Source organism: Pseudomonas sp. PDNC002 (assembly GCF_016919445.1).
Lineage (GTDB): Bacteria > Pseudomonadota > Gammaproteobacteria > Pseudomonadales > Pseudomonadaceae > Pseudomonas.
In genome coordinates, this window is sequence record NZ_CP070356.1 from 4,735,679 (window position 1) to 4,755,752 (window position 20,074).

General features: G+C 66.4%; 20 protein-coding genes. 8 read left to right on the plus strand and 12 right to left on the minus strand.

Features of this window, described 5'->3' with window-relative positions:
- Positions 1–123 precede the first annotated feature (123 nt).
- On the plus strand, positions 124–765 hold the full coding sequence (locus JVX91_RS21350; protein ID WP_205336138.1) for an HD domain-containing protein: 642 nt from the start codon (positions 124–126) through the stop codon (positions 763–765).
- Here the strand turns inward: JVX91_RS21350 and JVX91_RS21355 are convergent.
- Positions 762–1,685, minus strand: coding sequence for a LysR family transcriptional regulator (locus tag JVX91_RS21355; RefSeq protein ID WP_205336139.1), 924 nt, complete (start codon positions 1,683–1,685; stop codon positions 762–764). The genes JVX91_RS21350 and JVX91_RS21355 overlap by 4 nt on opposite strands.
- Before the next feature lie 151 nt (positions 1,686–1,836).
- On the opposite strand from JVX91_RS21355, the gene JVX91_RS21360 reads away from it, so the two are divergent.
- Positions 1,837–2,595 carry an SDR family oxidoreductase gene (locus JVX91_RS21360; RefSeq protein WP_205336140.1) on the plus strand — a complete coding sequence of 253 codons (759 nt, stop codon included), beginning with the start codon at positions 1,837–1,839 and terminating at the stop codon, positions 2,593–2,595.
- 206 nt (positions 2,596–2,801) lie between these two features.
- Here JVX91_RS21360 and JVX91_RS21365 read toward each other — a convergent pair whose 3' ends face one another.
- Positions 2,802–3,122, minus strand: coding sequence for a DUF2025 family protein (locus JVX91_RS21365; protein ID WP_205336141.1), 321 nt, complete (start codon positions 3,120–3,122; stop codon positions 2,802–2,804).
- A gap of 300 nt (positions 3,123–3,422) precedes the next feature.
- On the opposite strand from JVX91_RS21365, the gene sfnG reads away from it, so the two are divergent.
- Complete coding sequence (gene sfnG / locus JVX91_RS21370; RefSeq protein WP_205336142.1) at positions 3,423–4,517, plus strand: dimethylsulfone monooxygenase SfnG; 1,095 nt, start codon at positions 3,423–3,425, stop codon at positions 4,515–4,517.
- Between the two features lie 316 nt (positions 4,518–4,833).
- Here the strand turns inward: sfnG and ubiM are convergent, their stop codons facing one another.
- From ubiM to JVX91_RS21410, 8 genes are all read right to left on the minus strand, one after another.
- Positions 4,834–6,006, minus strand: a complete 1,173-nt coding sequence (gene ubiM, locus JVX91_RS21375) for a 5-demethoxyubiquinol-8 5-hydroxylase UbiM (protein WP_205336143.1) — start codon at positions 6,004–6,006, stop codon at positions 4,834–4,836.
- A 124-nt stretch (positions 6,007–6,130) separates the two neighbouring features.
- Positions 6,131–7,249, minus strand: a complete 1,119-nt coding sequence (locus JVX91_RS21380) for a sigma-54 dependent transcriptional regulator (protein ID WP_205336144.1) — start codon at positions 7,247–7,249, stop codon at positions 6,131–6,133.
- On the minus strand, positions 7,246–8,451 hold the full coding sequence (locus tag JVX91_RS21385; RefSeq protein ID WP_205336145.1) for an acyl-CoA dehydrogenase family protein: 1,206 nt from the start codon (positions 8,449–8,451) through the stop codon (positions 7,246–7,248). The genes JVX91_RS21380 and JVX91_RS21385 overlap by 4 nt, the downstream gene beginning before the upstream one ends.
- 64 nt (positions 8,452–8,515) lie before the next feature.
- Positions 8,516–9,661, minus strand: coding sequence for an FMNH2-dependent alkanesulfonate monooxygenase (ssuD, locus tag JVX91_RS21390; RefSeq protein WP_054907199.1), 1,146 nt, complete (start codon positions 9,659–9,661; stop codon positions 8,516–8,518).
- 10 nt (positions 9,662–9,671) lie between these two features.
- On the minus strand, positions 9,672–10,232 hold the full coding sequence (msuE, locus tag JVX91_RS21395) for an FMN reductase (protein WP_205336146.1): 561 nt from the start codon (positions 10,230–10,232) through the stop codon (positions 9,672–9,674).
- A gap of 166 nt (positions 10,233–10,398) precedes the next feature.
- A complete protein-coding gene (locus tag JVX91_RS21400; RefSeq protein WP_240201640.1) occupies positions 10,399–11,520 on the minus strand; it encodes a saccharopine dehydrogenase NADP-binding domain-containing protein in 1,122 nt (373 codons plus the stop codon).
- Between the two features lie 42 nt (positions 11,521–11,562).
- Positions 11,563–11,964 (minus strand): GFA family protein, encoded by a 402-nt coding sequence (locus JVX91_RS21405; RefSeq protein ID WP_205336147.1) that lies wholly within the window; start codon positions 11,962–11,964, stop codon positions 11,563–11,565.
- Between the two features lie 85 nt (positions 11,965–12,049).
- Positions 12,050–13,177: an ATP-NAD kinase family protein gene (locus tag JVX91_RS21410; protein WP_205336148.1), complete on the minus strand. Its 1,128-nt coding sequence runs from the start codon at positions 13,175–13,177 to the stop codon at positions 12,050–12,052.
- Between the two features lie 247 nt (positions 13,178–13,424).
- On the opposite strand from JVX91_RS21410, the gene JVX91_RS21415 reads away from it, so the two are divergent.
- Positions 13,425–13,598 (plus strand): PA1571 family protein, encoded by a 174-nt coding sequence (locus JVX91_RS21415; protein ID WP_205336149.1) that lies wholly within the window; start codon positions 13,425–13,427, stop codon positions 13,596–13,598.
- Positions 13,599–13,623: 25 nt separating this feature from the next.
- Here the strand turns inward: JVX91_RS21415 and pdxB are convergent, their stop codons facing one another.
- Positions 13,624–14,772 carry a 4-phosphoerythronate dehydrogenase PdxB gene (pdxB, locus tag JVX91_RS21420; RefSeq protein ID WP_205336150.1) on the minus strand — a complete coding sequence of 383 codons (1,149 nt, stop codon included), beginning with the start codon at positions 14,770–14,772 and terminating at the stop codon, positions 13,624–13,626.
- A gap of 267 nt (positions 14,773–15,039) precedes the next feature.
- Between pdxB and JVX91_RS21425 the strand changes: the two genes are divergently transcribed.
- Positions 15,040–16,455 carry an MATE family efflux transporter gene (locus tag JVX91_RS21425; protein ID WP_205336151.1) on the plus strand — a complete coding sequence of 472 codons (1,416 nt, stop codon included), beginning with the start codon at positions 15,040–15,042 and terminating at the stop codon, positions 16,453–16,455.
- Between the two features lie 83 nt (positions 16,456–16,538).
- On the opposite strand, the gene JVX91_RS21430 is transcribed toward JVX91_RS21425, so the two are convergent.
- Entirely contained in the window at positions 16,539–17,468 is a 930-nt protein-coding gene (locus tag JVX91_RS21430; protein WP_205336152.1) for a LysR substrate-binding domain-containing protein, read from the minus strand.
- Positions 17,469–17,615: 147 nt separating this feature from the next.
- Here JVX91_RS21430 and gtdA point away from each other — a divergent pair, with 147 nt between their 5' ends.
- From gtdA to maiA, 3 genes are read left to right on the plus strand one after another with little or no spacing between them, the layout of a single operon-like run.
- On the plus strand, positions 17,616–18,674 hold the full coding sequence (gtdA, locus tag JVX91_RS21435) for a gentisate 1,2-dioxygenase (protein WP_205336153.1): 1,059 nt from the start codon (positions 17,616–17,618) through the stop codon (positions 18,672–18,674).
- Between the two features lie 14 nt (positions 18,675–18,688).
- Positions 18,689–19,387, plus strand: a complete 699-nt coding sequence (locus JVX91_RS21440) for a fumarylacetoacetate hydrolase family protein (RefSeq protein WP_205336154.1) — start codon at positions 18,689–18,691, stop codon at positions 19,385–19,387.
- Between the two features lie 38 nt (positions 19,388–19,425).
- Positions 19,426–20,067, plus strand: coding sequence for a maleylacetoacetate isomerase (maiA, locus tag JVX91_RS21445; protein WP_205336155.1), 642 nt, complete (start codon positions 19,426–19,428; stop codon positions 20,065–20,067).
- The last annotated feature ends 7 nt before the right edge of the window (positions 20,068–20,074 follow it).

Consider the following 20,074-nt stretch of genomic DNA (forward strand, 5'->3'; position numbering starts at 1 on the left):
GAACGCTGGCTGTCCGGATTCGCTCCCTCGCTCTCGTTGTCCACGCAAGGCCGTGGATTTCCAATGGAACCGAACGCGACGCAGCCTGCGCCGCACCCTGGAAATCCAGCCCCGGAGCCCGCCATGAGCCGCGACCTGAACGGCGTCAAAGTCCCCGACAGCAGCCTTGCCAAGGCCATCACCGAGATGGTCCGCGACAATGCCACTCCGCTGCTCTTCCACCATTCTTCGCGCGTCTATTACTGGGGCGCGCTGACCGGCGCGCGCAAAGAGCTGAAGTTCGACGCCGAACTGCTCTACGCCGGCGCGATGTTCCACGACATGGGCTTGATGCCGCGGTACTGCAGCCAGTGCGAACGCTTCGAAGTGGACGGCGCCGACTGCGCGGCCGAGTTCCTGCGCAGCCACGGCATCGCCGAAAGCGATATCGACACGGTATGGACCGCCATTGCCCTGCACACCACGCCGGGCATCCCGCAGCACATGAAGCCGGAGATCGCCCTGGTCACCGCCGGCGTGGAAATGGACGTGCTGGGCATCGCCTACGAGCAGTTCCCCGACGCCCAGCGCGACGCCGTGGTGGCCGCCCACCCGCGTGGCGGGCAGTTCAAGCAGGACATCCTGCAAGCCTTCTACGACGGCATCAAAGCCAAGCCGGAAACCACCTTCGGCAACGTGAAAGCCGACGTGCTGGCCATGAAGGACCCGGACTTCGTGCGCGGCAACTTCTGCGAGGTGATCCTGAATTCCGACTGGGCCAGCTAGGGTTTGGCGATCACGGGCGTGCCCAGCACACCGGGCTCGCCCAGCAGTTGCGTCAGCCACTGCATGAAGGCGCGCACCCGCTGCGGCAGGCGACGGTGAGCGTAGAGCAGGGAGATTTCCATGGGCGGCAGCGGCACGTCCTCCAGTATTCGCACCAGCCGCCCCGCTTCCAGGTCATCCAGCACGCCATGGATCGGCACCTGGATGATCCCCAGCGCGCCCATGGCCGCGCTCTCGTAGGCCTCGGCGTTGTTCACCGACAACGCTCCGCCCATCGGTACGTAACGCACCTCGCCCTGATCCAGGTACTCGAAGCCCGGTGGCCGCGCACCCAGCACCGTCACGTAGTGGATCAACCGGTGCCCCGCGAGGTCGTCCAATGACTGCGGCACGCCGCGCTCGGCAAGGTAGGACGGACTGGCGCAGGTCACTTGCGGGAACTGCCCGAGCGTGCGCGCCACCACCGACGGATCGTTCACCGAGCCGACCCGCACCACACAATCGAAACCCTCGCGCACCAGATCGACGCGGCGGTCGGTGCAGCTCACTTCCAACTCCAGCGCCGGGTGCCGCGCGAGGAACTCGCCCAGGCGCGGCATCACCAGCTTGCGCGCCATCACCGTCGGCATGTCCACCCGCAGGCGGCCGCCCAGGGCCTCGTCGTCCTGGCGGAACAGACCCTGGAGTTCGTCCAGCTGGGCCAGCATGTCCTTGCTGCGCTCGTAGAGCACCAGCCCGTCCTGGGTGGCGGTGACGCGCCTCGTGGTGCGTTGCAGCAGGCGCGTGCCGAGCAGCTCCTCCAGGGCCTGGACGTGCTCGGACACGGTGGAGCGCGGCAGGCCGAGCTGCTCGCCGGCCTGGGTAAAGCTGGCCAGCTCGGTGACGCGGACGAAGGTGCGCAGAAGGTCGGGACGGATCATGGTTTGGGTCTTCACTGAAGGGGACGCTGAACTGCCATTGTTCGCCATACCCGACCAGTATTTCCGATTTCAGCCGGTTTATCACTTATCGAGCGAACAATAAGCTCTTCCTCAATCCCCCCACACTCCAGCCCACAACAGGAGCTTCGCCATGACCCGCAAGATCGCCCTCATCACCGGTGCCAGCCGTGGCCTCGGCCGCAACGCCGCCCTGCACCTTGCCGCTGCCGGTGTCGACATCATCGGCACCTACCGCAGCCAGGCCGACGAAGCCCACGTCGTGGCCGCCGAGATCGAGCAGCACGGTGGTCGTGCCGTCATGCTGCCGCTGGACGTGGCCAACAGCGCCAGCTTCGATGCCTTCGTCGAACAGGTCCGCGCCGCCCTGCGCGACAGCTTCGGTCGTGAGCACTTCGACTTCCTGGTGAACAATGCCGGCATCGGTATCCATGCCGCCTTTGCCGACACCACCGAAGACCAGTTCGACCAGTTGATGAACATCCAGCTCAAGGGGCCGTTCTTCCTCACCCAGAAGCTGCTGCCGGTGATTGCCGATGGTGGTCGCATCCTCAACGTCTCCAGCGGCCTGACACGCTTCTCGCTGCCCGGCTACGCCGCCTATGCAGCCATGAAAGGCGCCATGGAAGTGCTGACCCGCTACCAGGCCAAGGAACTGGGTGCACGCGGCATCGGCGTGAACATCCTGGCCCCCGGTGCCATCGAGACCGATTTCGGCGGCGGCCTGGTGCGCGACAACGCCGAGGTGAACCAGCAGATCGCCAGCAACACCGCCCTGGGCCGCGTGGGCCTGCCGGACGACATCGGCGGCGCCATCACCACTCTGCTCTCCGAGGGTGGCCGGTGGATCAACGGCCAGCGCGTGGAGGCGTCGGGCGGCATGTTCCTCTGACCCGCATGACGGGATGACCCCGAGCGTGGGAGCGGACTCCGTCCGCGATAGGTCCGCATCGCGCCGGAACCCATCGCGGACAGGGTCCGCTCCTACGAATTCTGATGTCTCGTACCCTGCAGGAGCGGGCCCGCGAACCCCTCCCCGGCTTCGCGCCACCTGCGCGCTCCCCGCCCCTGCGAACGCCCGGCGCCTAGGCGTGGCGATTACTTCAGGTGGCGCTCGGCGGCGATCTCCGGCAGGTCGGTGCGGCGCAGGTAGGTGATCAGCGCTTCGTTGAGGTTCAGCCGATCGTGGATGTTCTGTTCGGCGAGAATCTGCAGGCATTCGCGGCTCAGGGTCATCACCGCGCCGGTCTTTGGCGCCCAGACGAACTCGCAGGCCGGGCGGATGCTGTCCTCGGCCACGTCCATGCCGAAGGAGTCCTCGCTGAAGCGCACGATGTACTTGCCGGTCTTGAGGTTGAAGCCGACGAAGCCGGACAGCCCGTCGGCGGCGTTGCAGATATCGCTGGAAGTGATGGCCATGGTGGTGCCCCCTGGATTTTTCCTGTTATGGATTCGCACGCAGGAGGTCCCCGCTTCTGTGAGCGGGTGAACGGCGAATTCTGACAGTCTTGCTGTCGTGTGCTCAGGGGCGGGTTGTCGCACCCCGTGCTGTTGCCTGGGCAACAGTTGCCCAGCAGCGTTGCGCCGGGCGGAACAGCGGTCGCTGTCCCGGTGAATCGCCAAGTTTCTGATCTGCCGGGAATTTCCGTCCGTGGCACGGCTTTCGCTCTGTACACCCTGCGGCACCTTCGCCGCTGTGCAGCATCGAGGAGCCGAACCATGAGCCAACAACCGATCCGCTTCGCCTACTGGGTCCCCAACGTCAGCGGCGGCCTCGTAGTCAGCAAGATCGAACAGCGCACCCACTGGGACATCGACTACAACCGCCAGCTGGCGCGCATCGCCGAGGACGCCGGATTCGACTACGCCCTGACGCAGATTCGCTTCACCGCCGGTTATGGCGCCGAGAACCAGCACGAGTCGGTGGCTTTCAGCCACGCGCTGCTGGGCGCCACCGAAAAGCTCAAGGTGATCGCCGCCATCCTCCCCGGCCCCTGGACGCCCTCGCTGGCCGCCAAGCAACTGGCAACCATCGACCAGCTCACCGCCGGGCGCATCGCGGTGAACATCGTCAGCGGCTGGTTCAAGGGCGAGTTCCAGGCCATCGGCGAGCCGTGGCTGGAACACGATGAGCGCTACCGCCGCTCGGAGGAATTCATCCGCGCCCTGAAGGGCATCTGGACCCAGGACAACTTCACCTTCAAGGGCGACTTCTACCGCTTCCACGACTACAACCTGAAACCCAAACCCATCCAGCGCCCGCACCCGGAAATCTTCCAGGGCGGCAGCTCGCGAGCCGCACGGGACATGGCTTCGCGCGTATCCGACTGGTACTTCACCAACGGCAACAGCGTCGAAGGCATCAAGGCCCAGGTGGACGATATCCGCGAAAAAGCGGCCGCCAACGGCCATTCGGTGAAGGTCGGGGTGAACGCCTTCGTTATCGCCCGCGACACCGAGGAAGAGGCCCGCGCGGTGCTCGCCGAGATCATCGACAAGGCCGACCCGGAAGCGGTGAACGCCTTCGGCCACGCGGCGAAGCAGGCCGGAGCGGCGTCACCGGAAGGCGAAGGCAACTGGGCGAAGTCCACCTTCGAGGACCTGGTGCAGTACAACGACGGCTTCAAGACCAACCTGATCGGTACGCCACAGCAGATTGCCGAGCGCATCGTCGCACTCAAGGCGGTGGGCGTGGACCTGGTGCTGGCGGGCTTCCTGCATTTCCAGGAAGAGGTGCGCTACTTCGGCGAGCGGGTGCTGCCGCTGGTGCGCGAACTGGAGCAGGAGAAGGCGCGGCGGACCGAGGCGGCGTGATAGCCAGGGATTCGGCGCACGCGGGTAGTCATCGCGGATAAGATCCGCTCCTACGTCACCGGTGAGCTCGGTGTGGGAGCGGACTCCGTCCGCGATCGTTTCCAGGCCGCATCACGGGCAGGCATAGGTTCGCGAGCAAGAACTAGGCGTCCCCTTCGCTCCTACCAAGAGCTGCACGGAGCACACAGGTGACTGTAGGAGCAACTGTCTTTCTCGGGAAGCCGTGCCGACTTTCCCCTCACCCCAGCCCTCTCCCCAGGGAGAGGGGGCAGTCCGCACCGGCTGGCACCGAAGATTCATCCTGCACCGAACGCTCTTATGCCCCCTGCGTCAGGTGCCTGGCGATGGCCGTGCGCAACGGCGGCAGGTTCTGCGCCAGGCGCAGGCCGGCATTGCGCAACAGGCGCACCGGCGGACGCGGATCGGTGTACATGCCGACGATCAATCGGGTCGCCTGGTACAGCGGCCAGGTCGCCAACCGGTGGGCCATGGCATACCGGCGCAATGGCCAGACTCCGCCGATGTCGCCGCCCCGACGATGGGTCGCGAGGATTTCGTTGGCCAGCCGGCGCTGGCTCTGCAAGCCGAAGTTGAAGCCGTGCGCCGTGACCGGGTGCATGCCGACGGCGGCATCGCCGATCAACGCGCTGCGCGGGCCGACGAAGCGGTCGGAGTAGACGCCCACCAGCGGATAGCTGTGGCGCGGGCCGAGCAACTGCATGCCACCCAGGCGACGGTCGAAACGGCGCTCCATCTCGCCGGCGAAGGCGTTTTCGTCCATTTCCAGCAGCGGCGCCATCTCGCGCTGCGGCAGGGTCAGCACCACGGAGGAGCGATCACCATTGATCGGCAGCAGTGCCAGGGTCTGGCCGTAGCCGAACCATTCCCAGGCGACGTTGTGGTGCGGTTTCTCGTGGGCCATGCGGCAGACCATCATGGTCTTGCCGAAGTCCTCCATGTGCGCGCCGATGCCGAGCATGCGCCGCGTCTCGGAGAAGCGGCTGTCGGCCGCCACCAGCAAGCGCGCATGGACACGGCTGTCATCGTCCAGCGTCAGGTCCACGCCGCTCGGTTCGACACGCAGCGAGCGCAGCGCACGCCCGCAGACCAGCGAGACATCCGGGCATTCGTGTACCGCATCGAAGGCGGCGCGGCGGATCATCTGGTTCGACACGAAATAGCCCAGCTGCTGCGCACCGGCCTGCTCGGCCTCGATACGCAGGGTGAACAGCGACGGACCGTTGAGCACCTGGGCGTCGCGCAGCGGCGAGACTTCCTCTGGGTCGATCCGCGACCACATGCCCAGGCGCTGCAGCTCGGCGCGGGAGGCGTGGGTCAGGGCGATCTCCCGGCCGTCCTCGGCGGGCTCGGCCACGGCGGCCAGCGGCTGGCGGTCGATCAGCAGGATCGACAGGCCGTTGCCCGACAACGAGCGGGCCAGGCAGAGCCCGGCGGGGCCGGCGCCGACAATGGCGATGTCCACGTGCATGGGTGACTCCTTTCGCGGGGATAAGCGGTCCCGGAGTCTAGGCCGGCCAATCGCCGGTTTTGTTGCCGTGGATCAGTAGCCGGCGGCGAATACCTCCAAAGGCAGACGCCCCGGCGAAAACGCCCTAGATCGACAACCGCACCCCGCGCTCGGGATCGATCACCGTCGCGCCCCGGCGTTTGTTCACCACCAGCTCGCCGATCTCGATCAGCCGCGTGCGCGTGACATTGCGGCTCAGGCCCAGCAGATTCGCCGTGTGCACCTGGTTGCAGTGGCAGAAGCGATAGGCCGCGCGCAGCAGCGCATCCTCCACCCGCGCGTGCAGGTTGCCGCCCTGCTCTTCGAACAGGCGCTGGAACGCCTGCTGGAGTATCTGCTCGGCACCAAGGGACTCCAGGCGTGGTTCCTCGCTGCGTTCGATGCGCAGGTTGGACAGGTGCAGGTCTTCGGCACGCACCACACCGTCGCGGCAGATCAGCAGCGTATGGTGGATGACGTTTTCCAGCTCGCGGATGTTTCCCGGCCAGGAATAGCTGCGCAGCTTCTGGGCGGCTTCCGCGCTCAACTGGCTCTGCCCGTAGCCCAGGCGCCGGCTGTACTCGGCGATGAAGTGGCGGGTCAGCGGAAGGATGTCGCCGGGCCGTTCGCGCAGCGGTGACAGCTCCAGGCTGACCACGTTGAGCCGGTAGTAGAGGTCCTCGCGGAAGTGCCCGGCGTTGATCGCCTTCTCCAACTGCACGTTGGTGGCCGCCAGTACCCGCACGTTGATCGGGATACTCTTGCGCGAGCCCAGGCGCACCACTTCGCGCTCCTGCAGCACGCGCAATAGCTTCACCTGGATCGGCATCGGCAAATCGCCGATCTCGTCGAGGAACAGGGTGCCGCCGTCGGCCTCTTCGAACCAGCCGGCCTTGGCCGCCAGCGCGCCGGTGAAGGCGCCCTTCTCGTGGCCGAACAGCTCGGCTTCCACCAGGGATTCGGAGAAGGCCCCGCAGTTCACCGCCACGAACGGACCGCCCCGTCGCGCGCTGAGGTTGTGAATGTGCCGCGCCACCAGCTCCTTGCCGGTGCCGGTTTCGCCGATGATCAGCACGCTCGCTTCGCTGGGTGCGACCTGTTGCAGGTGGTCGAGCAACGCCTGGGATTTCGGGTCTTCGAACACCTGGGCGGTAGCGCGAATGGAGGTCGCCAGCGCGGGGGACTTGGGCAGGGTCAACAGCCCTTCGGGTGTGGTCGCATTCATGAGTAGAAAGTCGGTTGCGGCAGTTGCTGGTTCAGCGCCCAGTCGCCCAGCTCGCGGACCTTGTAGTCCACCGGGTCGTGCAGGGTCTGGGTGCGCAGGTTGCGCCAGTAGCGATCGATGCGCAGCGCGGCGTGGGTGGAACGCGCGCCGGTGACTTCGAACAGACGGTTGCAGATTTCCAGGCCGTTGCGCGTGGCCGCGACCTTGGCGGTGGCGATGGCCACGGCGAGCCGGCCGCGCTCCTCGGCATCCAGCGCGGCGCCCTTGTTCCAGGCTTCATCGAGCAGTTGCGCGGCGCGGCGAACCAGCAGCCGCGTGCTTTCCAGGCCGACCCAGAACTCGCCGTAATGGGCGAGCACGTAGGGGTCTTCACCGACCGTTGCGGCGTTGGAGCGGAACCACGGACGGGCTTCCTTGAGCGTGTACTGCCGCGCTTCTTCGAACGCGCCTTCGGCGATACCGAGGAATACATGGGTGAAGATCAGTTGCGCGATCAGCGGACGCAGGCAGGCGAACGGCGTGCTCAGCGGGCCCGGATCGCGCAGCAGCTCGCTCTCCTCCACCCGCACGCGCTCGAAGGTGGCGCTGCCGCTGTCGGTCTGGCGCTGGCCCATGTTGTCCCAGTCGTGGGCGAGGCTGATACCGCTGCGTGCAGTGGGAATTGCGGCGATCAGCAGCTTGCCGCCCTCGCCATCCAACGCCGAGGCGATGAGCATTTCCGAGTCCAGCGCGCCGGAGCAGAAGCTCTTGCGTCCAGAAAACTCGCGCCAGCCAGCGAAGCTTCGCGACACGGTACGGGTGTCCAGCGGGTTCAGCGCGTTGCCCCAGAACCATTGGTTGCGCGCGGTCAGCTCGAACCACGGCTGCCATTGCTCGGGCCGCGAGAACAGCCGCACGGTGGCCAGCATCAGGTGCTGGAAACCGAACACGTGGGCGATGGAGCTGTCGACCACGGCGAACTGGCGGACGATGTCCAGCGTGGTGCTCCAGTCGGCGCCCAGGCCGCCGTACTCGCTGGGGATGATCAGCGACAGCAGTCCGCTCTGGCGCAGCGCATCGCGCTCGGCTTTCGGCGTACCGCCGCGGATGTCGCGCTCGGCGGCGGTTTCGGCGAAACCGGCGGCCAGGCGCTGGGCTATTTGCCCGGGAGTCGGTGCGATCTGCCCGGGTGTCTGTGCGTCGAGCCGCGTCTTGGCGTTCACGCTCGCTTCCTCTTCAATTCGATTCGGGATGCGCCGGGCCCCTGCCCGGCACATCAGGGAGAACTCAACCGGCCTTGCGTCCGGGCAGCACGTCGTTGGCAATCATTTCGCCGAACGGCCCGGTAAGGTTGGTCACGCCGCGTCCGGCGAGGCTGGCGTAGGGCTCGGGCAGCAGCGGGAAGACCAGTTCGGCAAAGCGATACGCCTCCTCCAGGTGCGGATAACCGGAGAAGATGAAGCTGTCGATGCCGAGGTCCGCGTATTCCTTGATACGTTCGGCGACCTGCTGCGGGTCGCCCACCAGCGCGGTGCCGGCACCGCCGCGCACCAGGCCGACGCCGGCCCACAGGTTGGGGTAGATCTCCAGCTGATCACGACGCCCACCGTGCAGCGCGGCCATGCGCCGCTGGCCTTCGGAGTCGAAGCGGGCGAAGGACTTCTGCGCGTTGGCGATGGTCTCGTCGGAGATGTTGGCGATCAGCTTGTCGGCGGCCTGCCAGGCTTCCTCGGCGGTCTCGCGGACGATCACGTGCAGGCGGATACCGAACTTGACGGTGCGCCCCTGCTTCGCGGCTTTCTCGCGCACGTCGGCGATCTTCTGCGCGACCGCTTGCGGCGGCTCGCCCCAGGTCAGGTAGACGTCCACCTGCTCGGCGGCGAGGTCGTGGGCCTCGGCGGAGGAACCACCGAAGTACAGCGGCGGATACGGCTTCTGGATCGGCGGATAGAGCGCCTTGGCGTTCTCCACCTGCAGGTGCTTGCCGGCGAAGTCCACGGACTCGCCCTGCAGCACGCGGCGCCAGATACGCAGGAACTCGTCGGTGACTTCGTAGCGCTCGGCGTGGCTCAGGTGAATACCGTCGCCACGGTTTTCGTCCGGGTCGCCACCGGTGACCACGTTGATCAGCAGGCGCCCGCCGGACAGGCGATCCAGCGTCGCGGCCATGCGCGCGGACACGGTCGGCGAGATGATCCCCGGACGGATCGCCACCAGGTAGCGCAGGCGTTCGGTCAGCGGCGCCAGGGCCGAGGCGACCACCCAGGAATCCTCGCAGGAGCGGCCGGTGGGGATCAGCACGCCGTAGTAGCCGAGGGAATCGGCGGCCTGGGCGATCTGCTTGAGATAAGGCAGCGACACCGGGCGCGCGCCCTCGCTGGTGCCGAGGAAGTGACCGTCACCGTGGGTGGGGAGGAACCAGAACACGTTCATTGCAGGCTCCTCAGGCGGTCTTGCGCAGTTGCGGGTGGCCGGCGAACAGCGGCGCGGCGCGCTCGGCGGCCAGCTGGATGCGCGCGCGCAGGGTGTCGCTGGTGATCTGGTAATTGGCGAAATCGGCTTCGCTGGCGTACACGCCGATGGGCAGCGTGATCGACTGGAAGAAGCTGAACAGCGGGCGCAGCTGGTGGTCGAGGACCAGCGCGTGGCGCTCGCTGCCGCCGGTGGCGGCAAGCAGCACCGGGGTGTCGATCAGGGCGTTCATGTCCACCAGGTCGAACAGGTGCTTGAGCAGGCCCGGATAGGAGCCGCGATAAACCGGCGAGGCGACGACCAGCAGGTCGGCGCTTTCGATTTCCCGCAGGGTGGCTTCCAGTTCGGCGGAGAGTTCCTGGCGGGACAGCGCGGCGCCCAGCGGGCGGGCGATGTCAGCCAGTTCGATGACGTGGGTTTCGACAGGAAGGTGCTCGCCGATGGCGTCAACCACGGCCTGGGTGAGCACCTGGGTGCGCGAGGGGCGATAGGTGCCGCCGGAGACGGCGACCACTTTGATGGGGCTGGTCATGGGTTTTCCCTGTTGACTGTTGCGCTGGATACATTCCTCTTCAGCAAGGGCCGTACCAACAGGGAAATGTGCGATTTCAGGGCACTTCAGCGGGGCTTTCGGGGTATTTCCTGTCACTCACGCAACAGCGCTGCTGATCGACTGTTGCCTGGGCAACACCCGAGTATCAATGCACGGCGACCTCGCGCAGGCCGTGGGAGATGTTCAGTCCTTCCAGTTCGGCCACGTATTCGTCGGTGGTGAGCAGCCCGATGCAGGGCGTCGCGCCGCGTTGGCGAAGCTGCCCGGCCGCCAGTTTGCGCGCCAGTGCCACCGCCGCCATGCAGGGAATATTCGGGCCGTGATCGTCCTGCGCGAGCATTTCCCAGCTCAGGGCCAGGGGCTTGCCCTCGCCATCGACGCCTTGCAGGTTGACGAACATGCCGCTGCGCCCGTCCCCCAGCGGCTCCATGGCCACTGCCAGGCGATGCAGGCCCGCGCCCAGCCGGGCCGCATCCTTCACCAAGCCCGCGCGGACCGCCCAGGACAAGCCCCAGGTGCCGAACTGGGTGAGCTTCAGGCCCAGCCCGGCGGAGAAGCGCACGTCCTGCACGCCGGGGTAGCGCTGCGGGAACAGTTCCAGATCCGGGACGTCGCAGTGCGCCAGCCAGCGCAACCCCAGCGGCTCGGGGAAGCGATGGCGATTCAGGCCCTGCCAGCCATGCACGTTCTGCCAGCGGCCCTGGCGCCATTGGCGAAGGGGTTTGCCGCAATAGCCCAGCACCGCTTCGACGGTGGCGTGGCCGGGAATCTTCGCCGAGGAGCTGATGCCGTGGTGGATGCTGTCCAGGCGCTGGAAGCGCGGCAGCAGTTCGTCGATCACCGCGGCGGCCAGCGCCGGAACCGAACTGGCGCCGCTGCACACCAGCACCCCGGCGCTGCGCGCGGCACGATCGAGTTCAGCGATGCCACAGACGAACTGGCGCGCGTCCGCCAGGTCGATGTAATGCGCACGGGCGCCAATGGCGGCGCGGGCGACGCGGTAGTCCTGCTTCTGGAAAGGTCCGGCGGTGGAAATCACCAGGTTGACGTTCAGCTCATTGAGGCGACCCGCCAAGGTCGGCTGGTTCATGTCCAGGCAGACCGCCTCGCCACCCACCTGGGCGGCCAGTTCGCTGGCCCGGCGCTGGTCGCGCCCGCCCACCAGCACGCGGATGCCGTCGATACCACTGAGCCGACGCACGATCAGGCTACCGAAGTTGCCGTAACCGCCCAGCACCAGCACGCGAAATGTCGCATTCCTTGTCACAGGCTTCCTTACTCCTCGCTTGCGCCGGCTCCACCAGCGCCCTCATCCCGGCTTTCTGCCTTCGTGCTTTGGCAGAGTGTCCTCCAGTGGCCACCAGGTGGCTCTGGATTCGACGTAATAATGTGCTTCGAGCTTTGTCCGTATCGGCTCGTCCAAGGTTCCCGCACGCACCCGCAACGTTTGGGGCAGATCGTCGCGGGCGCTGTAGATCGGCGAGCCGCAGTGACGGCAGAACACCCGCTGCTTTTCCGGCGTGGCCCGGTACTGCGCGAGCGCGTCGGCGCCATCGAGCAGGCGGAAAGCCTCGCGCCGTACCGGTATGTTCGTGGCGAACGGACCGCCCTGCGCCTTGCGGCACTGGCTGCAATGGCAGACCTGGATGGCCTCCAGCTCACCGCTGATCTCGAAGCGCACCGCGCCGCACAGACAACCACCCGAATGCATGGTCCCGTTCCCCCGTCCCGGTTTTACGAAGTGCACGAGTCTAGATCAGCGACAGGGGTATTCACCACCGTGCCTTCGAGCGGTTTCACTCTTCGCGGCCCCACCCCAGCGGATAGAGCAGTTCCTCCTTGTAGCCCGCCCACACCCGCACGGCCGCGGGAAAGTTGGCGTCCAGTTCGGCGTCGCCGCTATCGACCAGCAGCGGCCTGCCCTCCAGGGTGCCGAGCTTGCGCTTGGTGGCGATCACCCGCAGCCGCTCGATGCCGATGGCGCGCAGCACGCGCGGGCTGATCTGCTGGTTGCCGCGGCCAAGGATATGCCCCTGCCCGCCAATGGCCGTCACCAGCAGGAAGGCGGGATGGCCGTCGACCAGCTCGAACAACTGCGCCTCGGTCACATCGCGGGCGATCACCTCGCCGTTCTCGATCACGTCCACGCCCAGCAGCGTGGTGTCCAGCTGCAGGTCGGCGGCCAGCCCGTGCAGCGTCGAGCCGGGACCGAAGACGTAGCGCACGTCGTCTTCCCAGCTGTCCTCCAGCCAGGCGGCGAGATCGGCCAGTACCAGCTCTTCGGTCTCCATGCCGGCCTGCTTCACGTGCTGCATGAAGTGGCCTTCCTCGGGCACCGTCAGCTCGGCGTACCAGCGTGCGGCGACGCGCCCTTCACGCAGCGCGGCTTCGTCCAGATCGCGCACTTCGCCCAGGGTCAGGCGCACCAGGCCACCGTCCACCAGGCGCCGCGCCAGTTCACCGGCAGCGCGCGGGCTGATGGCGTAGACGCCGGAATGGATCTTCACGCCGGCCGGAATGCCCAGCACCGGCTGGCCTTCGCGGGCCACTTCCGCCACGTCCCGCGCGGTGCCGTCGCCGCCGGCGAAGAGGATCAGCGCCACCCCGGCCTGCTGCAGCGCCTGGACCGCGTGACGGGTATCCGCCGCACTGCTCTGCGGTTGCTCCAGGGCACCCACCAGATGGTGGGAGAAGCCCATGTCCGCCAACAGATCGGCGCCCATGGGACCGGGGAAGGTCAGGAACTCCACGCGTTCATGCACCGGCAGAAGATGCTCCAGGGCGACGCGCGTACGCTCCGCCGCCTTGGGTTCACCGCCACGGGCCAGGGCCAGTTCCGCCACGCCGTCGCTGCCCTTGAGCGCAGTCGGGCCGCCGATACCGGCCAGCGGATTGATGATCAGCCCTATGCGAATCCTGTCCATACTCATCCTCACGGGAAACTTCTTCGAACCACCGGTGCAATGCCGGGTCGGACCAGGAAGCGGCGAACCCGAACCACTATAACGACATGCGCACGACCGGGGCCCTCGCGATTGGCACGCAACCTGCGAGGCAACTTGTCGTCTGTCTTCGGTGACGATTCTCCGACGCTGCCACCGGCAGCCTCTGTCACCGGGCTTTCATCTGATCTGCCTAGACTGCAACGTACTGATGTAGAGGAGATTGGCCATGAGCCTGCAACCCCACCGTGAATCCACTCCCCGCCCCGCCCCGCGCAATCCGCAGCAGCCGGTCGGCGGCTCGATCATCGATGCCCAGGGCCGCGAGGTCCCGATCACCGAAGACATGATCCAGCGCGCCTGCCAGGAACTGGACAAGACCTGCGAGCAGCCACGCCGCTGACAGTCGGTGCGGCGGCGCGTCCGCCCTACTCCCCGACGCGGTTGGCGCCCAGCGCGGTCAGCAGGCTTTCCAGGCGCGGCGAATCGCCCTGGATGTCCACCCACAGCCCGGTGATCTCCCGGCGCGGCGGGTAGTGCTTGCGCAGCGCGTCGAAGGCCGCGCGCCGGGCGTGGGTATCGCCCACCAGGCTGCGACGGAAATTGGCATCGTCGCTGCGCGGGTCGTAGACCGCGCGGCACAGCATCGCCAGCGCCCAGTCCGGATCGCACTCTTCCTTCAGGCTCAGTTCGGCCAGCCACTGTGCGGGCAGCAGGTCGTCGAGATCGACCTCCGGGGCGCGTTGCTGCCAGGCGCAGAACGCCTCGTAGATCTGCGCCGTGCCGCGCAACTTGCCATCCAGGCTGTAGCCCGCGATGTGCGGCGTGGCGATGCGGCAGAGTTCGGCCAGGCGAACGTTGACCTCCGGCTCGCCTTCCCAGACGTCCAGCGCCACATCGAGATCGGCGCCTGACTCCAGGTGCACACGCAGCGCGGTGTTATCGACCACCCCGCCTCGGCTCGCATTGATCAGCCAGGTGCCCGGGTGCAGCGCCTTGAGGCGTTCGGCGTCGATCAGGTGGCGCGTCGGGTGCTCGCCTTCGCGGGTCAGCGGCGTATGCAGGCTGATCACATCGCACTCGCACAGCACCTCTTCCAGGCTGCGGAAATCGCCGCCTTCGGTGGCGGCGCGCAGCGGATCGCAGACACGCACGTCCCAGCCCAATCCGCGCAAGACATCCACCAGACGACCGCCCACCTGCCCCGCGCCGATCACGCCATAGCGGCGTTCGGCGAGCTTCGCGCCGTGCACCTCGGCCAGCGCCAGCAGGCTGCCCAGCACCCAGTCCACCACGCCACGGGCGTTGCAACCCGGCGCGCTGGACCAGGCGATGCCGGCTTCGGCGAAGTAATCGAGGTCCAGGTGATCGGTGCCAATGGTGCAGGTACCGACGAACTTCACCTGGCTGCCGGCGAGCAGCTCGCGGCTGACGTCGGTGACCGAACGCACCAGCAGGACTTCGGCGTCGCCCAGGGCGGCGCGGTCGATACCGCGCCCAGGCAGGCGGCGGATGTCGCCATGGGCGCCGAAGAAGGCTTCGACCAGGGGAATGTTTTCATCGGCAAGGATACGCATGGACTGACTCCAGAAATCGGCTGCGGCTACTTTACCAGCGTGGCCGCCAACTTCTATCGCGGACGGAGCCCAGCGTCCGCGATAGAAGTTGGCGGCCACGACGCTCTTGTAGGAGCGGATCTTATCCGCGATCCGCCCAGCAGGCCGGTGCTTGATGAACCGCACCGCTGTCGCGGTTATCGCGGATAAGATCCGCTCCTACGAAAAGCGTGCGGAAAAACGTAAACTGGCCGGCTTCCCCGCCAATTCTTCTTGCCAAGGAAAGCCGTGACCAGCCTCGCCCAGCCCGTCTCCCGTGGACGGCGCACCGCCACCGAACTCAAGGAACTGCTGACCCTCGCAGCGCCCATCATGATCGCCCAACTGGCTACTACCGCCATGGGCTTCGTCGATGCGGTGATGGCCGGCAGCGTCGGCCCGCGTGACCTCGCGGCCGTGGCGCTGGGCAACTCGATCTGGATTCCGGTGTTCCTGCTGATGACCGGCACCCTGCTCGCCACCACCGCCAAGGTGGCGCAGCGCTACGGCGCCGGCGATCAGCCGGCCACCGGCCCGCTGGTGCGCCAGGCACTGTGGCTGGCGCTGCTGGTCGGCCCGCTGGCGGGGGCGACGCTGTGGCTGCTCTCCGAACCCATCCTGCGCGCAATGAAGGTCGAGGAAGCGCTGATCGAACCCAGCTGTTTCTACCTGCGCGGCATCGCCTGCGGCCTGCCGGCGGTGGCGCTGTATCACGTGCTGCGCTGCTACAGCGACGGCCTGGGGCGCACCCGGCCAAGCATGGTGCTGGGCATCTGCGGGCTGATGCTGAATATCCCGATCAACTATGTGCTGATCTACGGCCATCTCGGATTCCCGGCACTGGGCGGCCCCGGCTGCGGTTGGGCAACCGGCTCGGTGATGTGGTTCATGCTGCTGGGCATGCTGGCCTGGGTGAACATCGCCAAGGTCTACAAGCCGAGCCAGCTGTTCAGCCACTGGGAGCTTCCGCGGCCGAAGGTGATCGGCAGCCTGGTCAGCGTTGGCTTGCCCATCGGCATCGCGGTGTTCGCCGAGTCGAGCATCTTTTCGGTGATCGCCCTGCTGATCGGCGAATTGGGTGAGAAGGTGGTGGCCGGCCATCAGGTGGCGCTGAACTTCAGCGCACTGGTATTCATGATCCCCTACTCGCTGGCCATGGCGGTGACCGTGCGCGTCGGCCAGTCGCTCGGCGCCGGCGCACCGCGCGATGCACGCTTCGCTGCCGGTGTGGGCATGGGCGCCGCGCTGGCCTACGCCTGTATCTCGGCAAGCGCGATGTTCGTGATGCGCGAGCACATCGCCGCGCTCTATACCCAGGATCCGGAAGTGCTGGCCCTGGCCGCGTCGCTGCTGGTGTTCTCCGCGCTGTTCCAGTTCTCCGACGCCGTGCAGGTCACCGCCGCTGGCGCCCTGCGCGGCTACCAGGACACCCGCGCGACCATGATCATGACCCTGTTCGCCTACTGGGGCATCGGCCTGCCGGTGGGCTACAGCCTGGGCCTCGCCCACTGGCTGCAGGAACCCACCGGCCCGCGCGGCCTGTGGGAGGGCCTGATCGTCGGCCTGACCTGCGCCGCGGTCATGCTGTGCATCCGCCTCGCGCGCAGCGCCAAACGGCAGATCCGCCTGAGAGACGAAAAGACGGCCAACGCGGCCTCGGTCTAGCGGTTGCACCATGACTTCCGAGCCCGGCGGCCGACTCCATGCCGCTCGGAGCGGATCGACAGGGCCTCCGCTCGCTTGAGGCTCTAGTCCGCCTGCTGAAGCGGCTGCTTGGCGGCGTCGCGCAGGCTTTCGAGCAGGTCAGCCAGGGCGGGTGCCGAATGTTCCTCGTTGCGCCAGCACATGCCGATGGCGCCCATCGCCTCCAGTTCGAAATTCACCCGGCACAGCTGGCCACGGCCATGGAAGTGTTCGGTGACCCTGCCGGAGGCGATCGTGAGCATGTCGCAGTTCTGCAACAGCCACAGGTTGGCGATCAATGACGAGGACTCAACCCGGCATGGCAGGGGCTTGAGGCCGGCGTTGCTCAATGCCGTGTCCAGTCGCGCCCGGATCGGCGTACCCACCGGCCACAGCAGCCAGTCGTAGGCATAGAGATCGCGCCAGGTCACCTTTTCCTTTCCGAGCAACGGGTGCCCCGGCCGGGCGACTATCTGCATGGGCTCGCTGAACAGCATCTCGCTATGCAGCTTGTCACTGGGCCGATAGTTGTCGGTGCGCCCGACCACCACGTCCAACTGGCCCTTTTCCAGGCGCTCCAGCAGCACGTTCATGGTGTTTTCCTGGATGGATACCTGGGCCTTGGGGTAACGCCTCAGGAAATAGATCACCGCATCGGGGACCAGGCTCGGAGCCGAAGCCGGCGAGGTGCCGATGGCCACAGTGGGCGCGTTGCCTTCGCGCAGCGAGTCCAGGTTGTTTTGCGCCCGCTCCATTTCACTGAGGATGCGCCGCGCGTGCCCGACCAGCAGGTTGCCCTCCGGAGTGGGCCGCAAGCCTCGTGGAAGGCGCTCGAACAAGATGGCGCCGGCATCTTCCTCCAGCTCCTTGAGCCACTTCGACAAGCCGGGCTGGGTGGTATGGGCCAATCGGGCGGTATCGCTGAGGCTGCCGGTTTCAGCCAGGTTCACCAGCAATTGCAGGTGACGGGGGCGTAGGCGACGAGTCCAGTGCACAGGATGCTTCCTATACTATTTTCTGTATGAATTCATCTAAAAATATCATTTTTCTCGTATGCCTGGCAGGCGTTAAATCCAGACCCAGACGGAGACGCAATTTGCAGTAATCCTCCTTTCGACTCCTCCGCCCGTAGTAGGTGAGCGATGAATATCGATGGCGATACTGGCAAGCAACGCGATGAGTTCTACCGGCGCATGGATGGCCAAGCGCTGCTGCCACTCTGGGAACAACTGCACACGCTGGTTCCCCGCCAGCCCGCGAGCGATTTCATTCCCGCACTGTGGCGCTATAGCAAACTGCGCCCCTTCCTGATGGAAGCAGGCCGGCTGATCAGCGCGGAGGAAGCGGTACGCCGGGTGCTGGTGCTGGAGAATCCCGGCAAGCGCGGGCAGGCGGCCATCACGCCCAGCCTGTATGCCGGCCTGCAGTTGATCCTCCCCGGCGAAATCGCCCCCAGCCATCGGCACACGCAGTCGGCCTTGCGCTTCGTCGTCGAGGGGCATGGTGCCTATACCTCCGTGGATGGCGAACGAACCCGCATGGCGCCTGGGGACTTCATCATCACTCCCTCGTGGACCTGGCATGACCATGGCAATCCCTCGGAGGCCGAGGGTGGCGAGCCGGTGGTCTGGCTGGATGGCCTGGATATCCCGACCGTGCGCTTCTTCGGCGCCTGCTTTGCCGAGAATTACCCCGAATCCAGGCAGCCGGTCCTTCGTCCCGAGGGCAATAGCAACGCCCGCTATGGCGCCAACCTGCTGCCTGTGCACCACAAGTCCCGCAGCCTCACCTCCCCGATTTTCAAGTATCCCTACGAGCGCACCCGCGAAGCGCTGGAGACGCTCGGCAACCACGCGGATCTGGACGATTGGGATGGGGTCAAGCTGCGCTACGTGAATCCAACCACGGGCGGCTGGGCCATGCCCACCATTGGTGCCTGCATGCAGCTGCTGCCCCGCGGCTTCCAGGGCAAGACCAGGCGCAGTACCGACGCCACGGTGTTTTCAGTGGTGGAAGGCCATGGCAAGGCGGTGATCGGCGGAGAAACCTTCGACTTTGCGCCCCGGGACATTTTCGTGGTGCCCAGTTGGACCTCCGTCAGCCTGCACGCCGGCGGCGAGGAGTGTGTGCTGTTCAGCTACTCCGATCGCCCCATCCAGGAAGCCCTCGGGCTCCTGCGCGAACTCCACGATCCCCTTTGAGGCGAGGCCCCGTCATGTCCTATGTCTTCGCACCACCAGCGCCCACCAGCCTGGCCATTGTCGGAAGCGACCAGCGCTTTCCCGTTCGACGTGTCTACTGCGTGGGTCGCAACTATGCAGCCCATGCCCGCGAGATGGGGTTCGACCCCGATCGCGAACCGCCGTTCTTCTTCTGCAAGCCCGCCGACGCCGTCGTGCCGGTGGCTGCCGGCCATACTCTGGAGCTGCCCTACCCGGCACAGACCTCGAACTACCACTACGAGATCGAACTGGTGGTGGCCATCGGCAAGGCCGGTCGCGATATCCCGGAAGAACAGGCCAACGAGCATGTCTGGGGTTACGCCGTCGGTCTCGATATGACCCGTCGCGACCTGCAGATGCAGATGCGCGAGATGGGACGCCCCTGGGAAATCGGCAAAGCCTTCGACGCCTCGGCGCCCATCGCGCCGCTTCATCCGGCCAGTGCCGCTGGCCATCCATCGCGTGCAGCCATCTGGCTCCAGGTCGATGGCAGCGACAAGCAGCGCAGCAACATCGACCGGCTGATCTGGTCCGTGCCGGCGACCATCGCTTACCTGTCGCAGTTCTTCGAGCTGCACCCCGGCGACCTGATCATGACCGGGACACCCGAGGGAGTCGGCCCCGTGGTGGCCGGCGAATTGATGACCGGTGGCGTGGACGGCCTGGGTCAAATCCGCGTGCGGGTGACCTGACTCGCCATTCCCTGTTTCCAGCACGGTGGGCCTTTGCCATGCAGCTATACAGCTTCTTCAACAGCTCGACCTCTTTTCGCGTACGCATCGCCGCCGCCCTGAAAGGGCTGCACCTGGATTACCACGGGATCAATCTCCGTAGCGGCGAGCAGCACTCATCCCAGCACCGCGAACGCAGCCCGCTGGGCGGAGTGCCCGTGCTGGTGGACAGCGACGGTTTCAGCGTCACCCAATCGCTGGCCATCATCGATTACCTGGACACCCTGTATCCCGAGCCGCGCCTGATTCCCCTGGAGCAGCCGCTGCGGGCGCGCGTACTGGAGGTGGCCAACCTGATCGCCTGCGATATCCACCCGATCAACAACCTGCGGGTGCTGCGCTATCTCCAGCACACCCTCGGCATCAGCACCGATCAAAAGGATGCCTGGTATGCGCACTGGATCGAGGAAGGCCTGGGCGCGGTGGAAGAACTGCTGCGGCGATACGGCTCAACGCCCTACTGCTTTGGCGAGTCCCCCACCCTCGCCGACTGCTGCCTGACGCCACAAGTGGCCAATGCGCTGCGCTTTGGCGTCGACCTGGGACGGTTCGAGCGCTGCCTGAGCATCTACCGGCACTGCCTGGAGCAACCTGGCTTCACCCGTGCGGCTCCATTCCTGCAACCGGATTACGTTCCCTGAGGAGCAA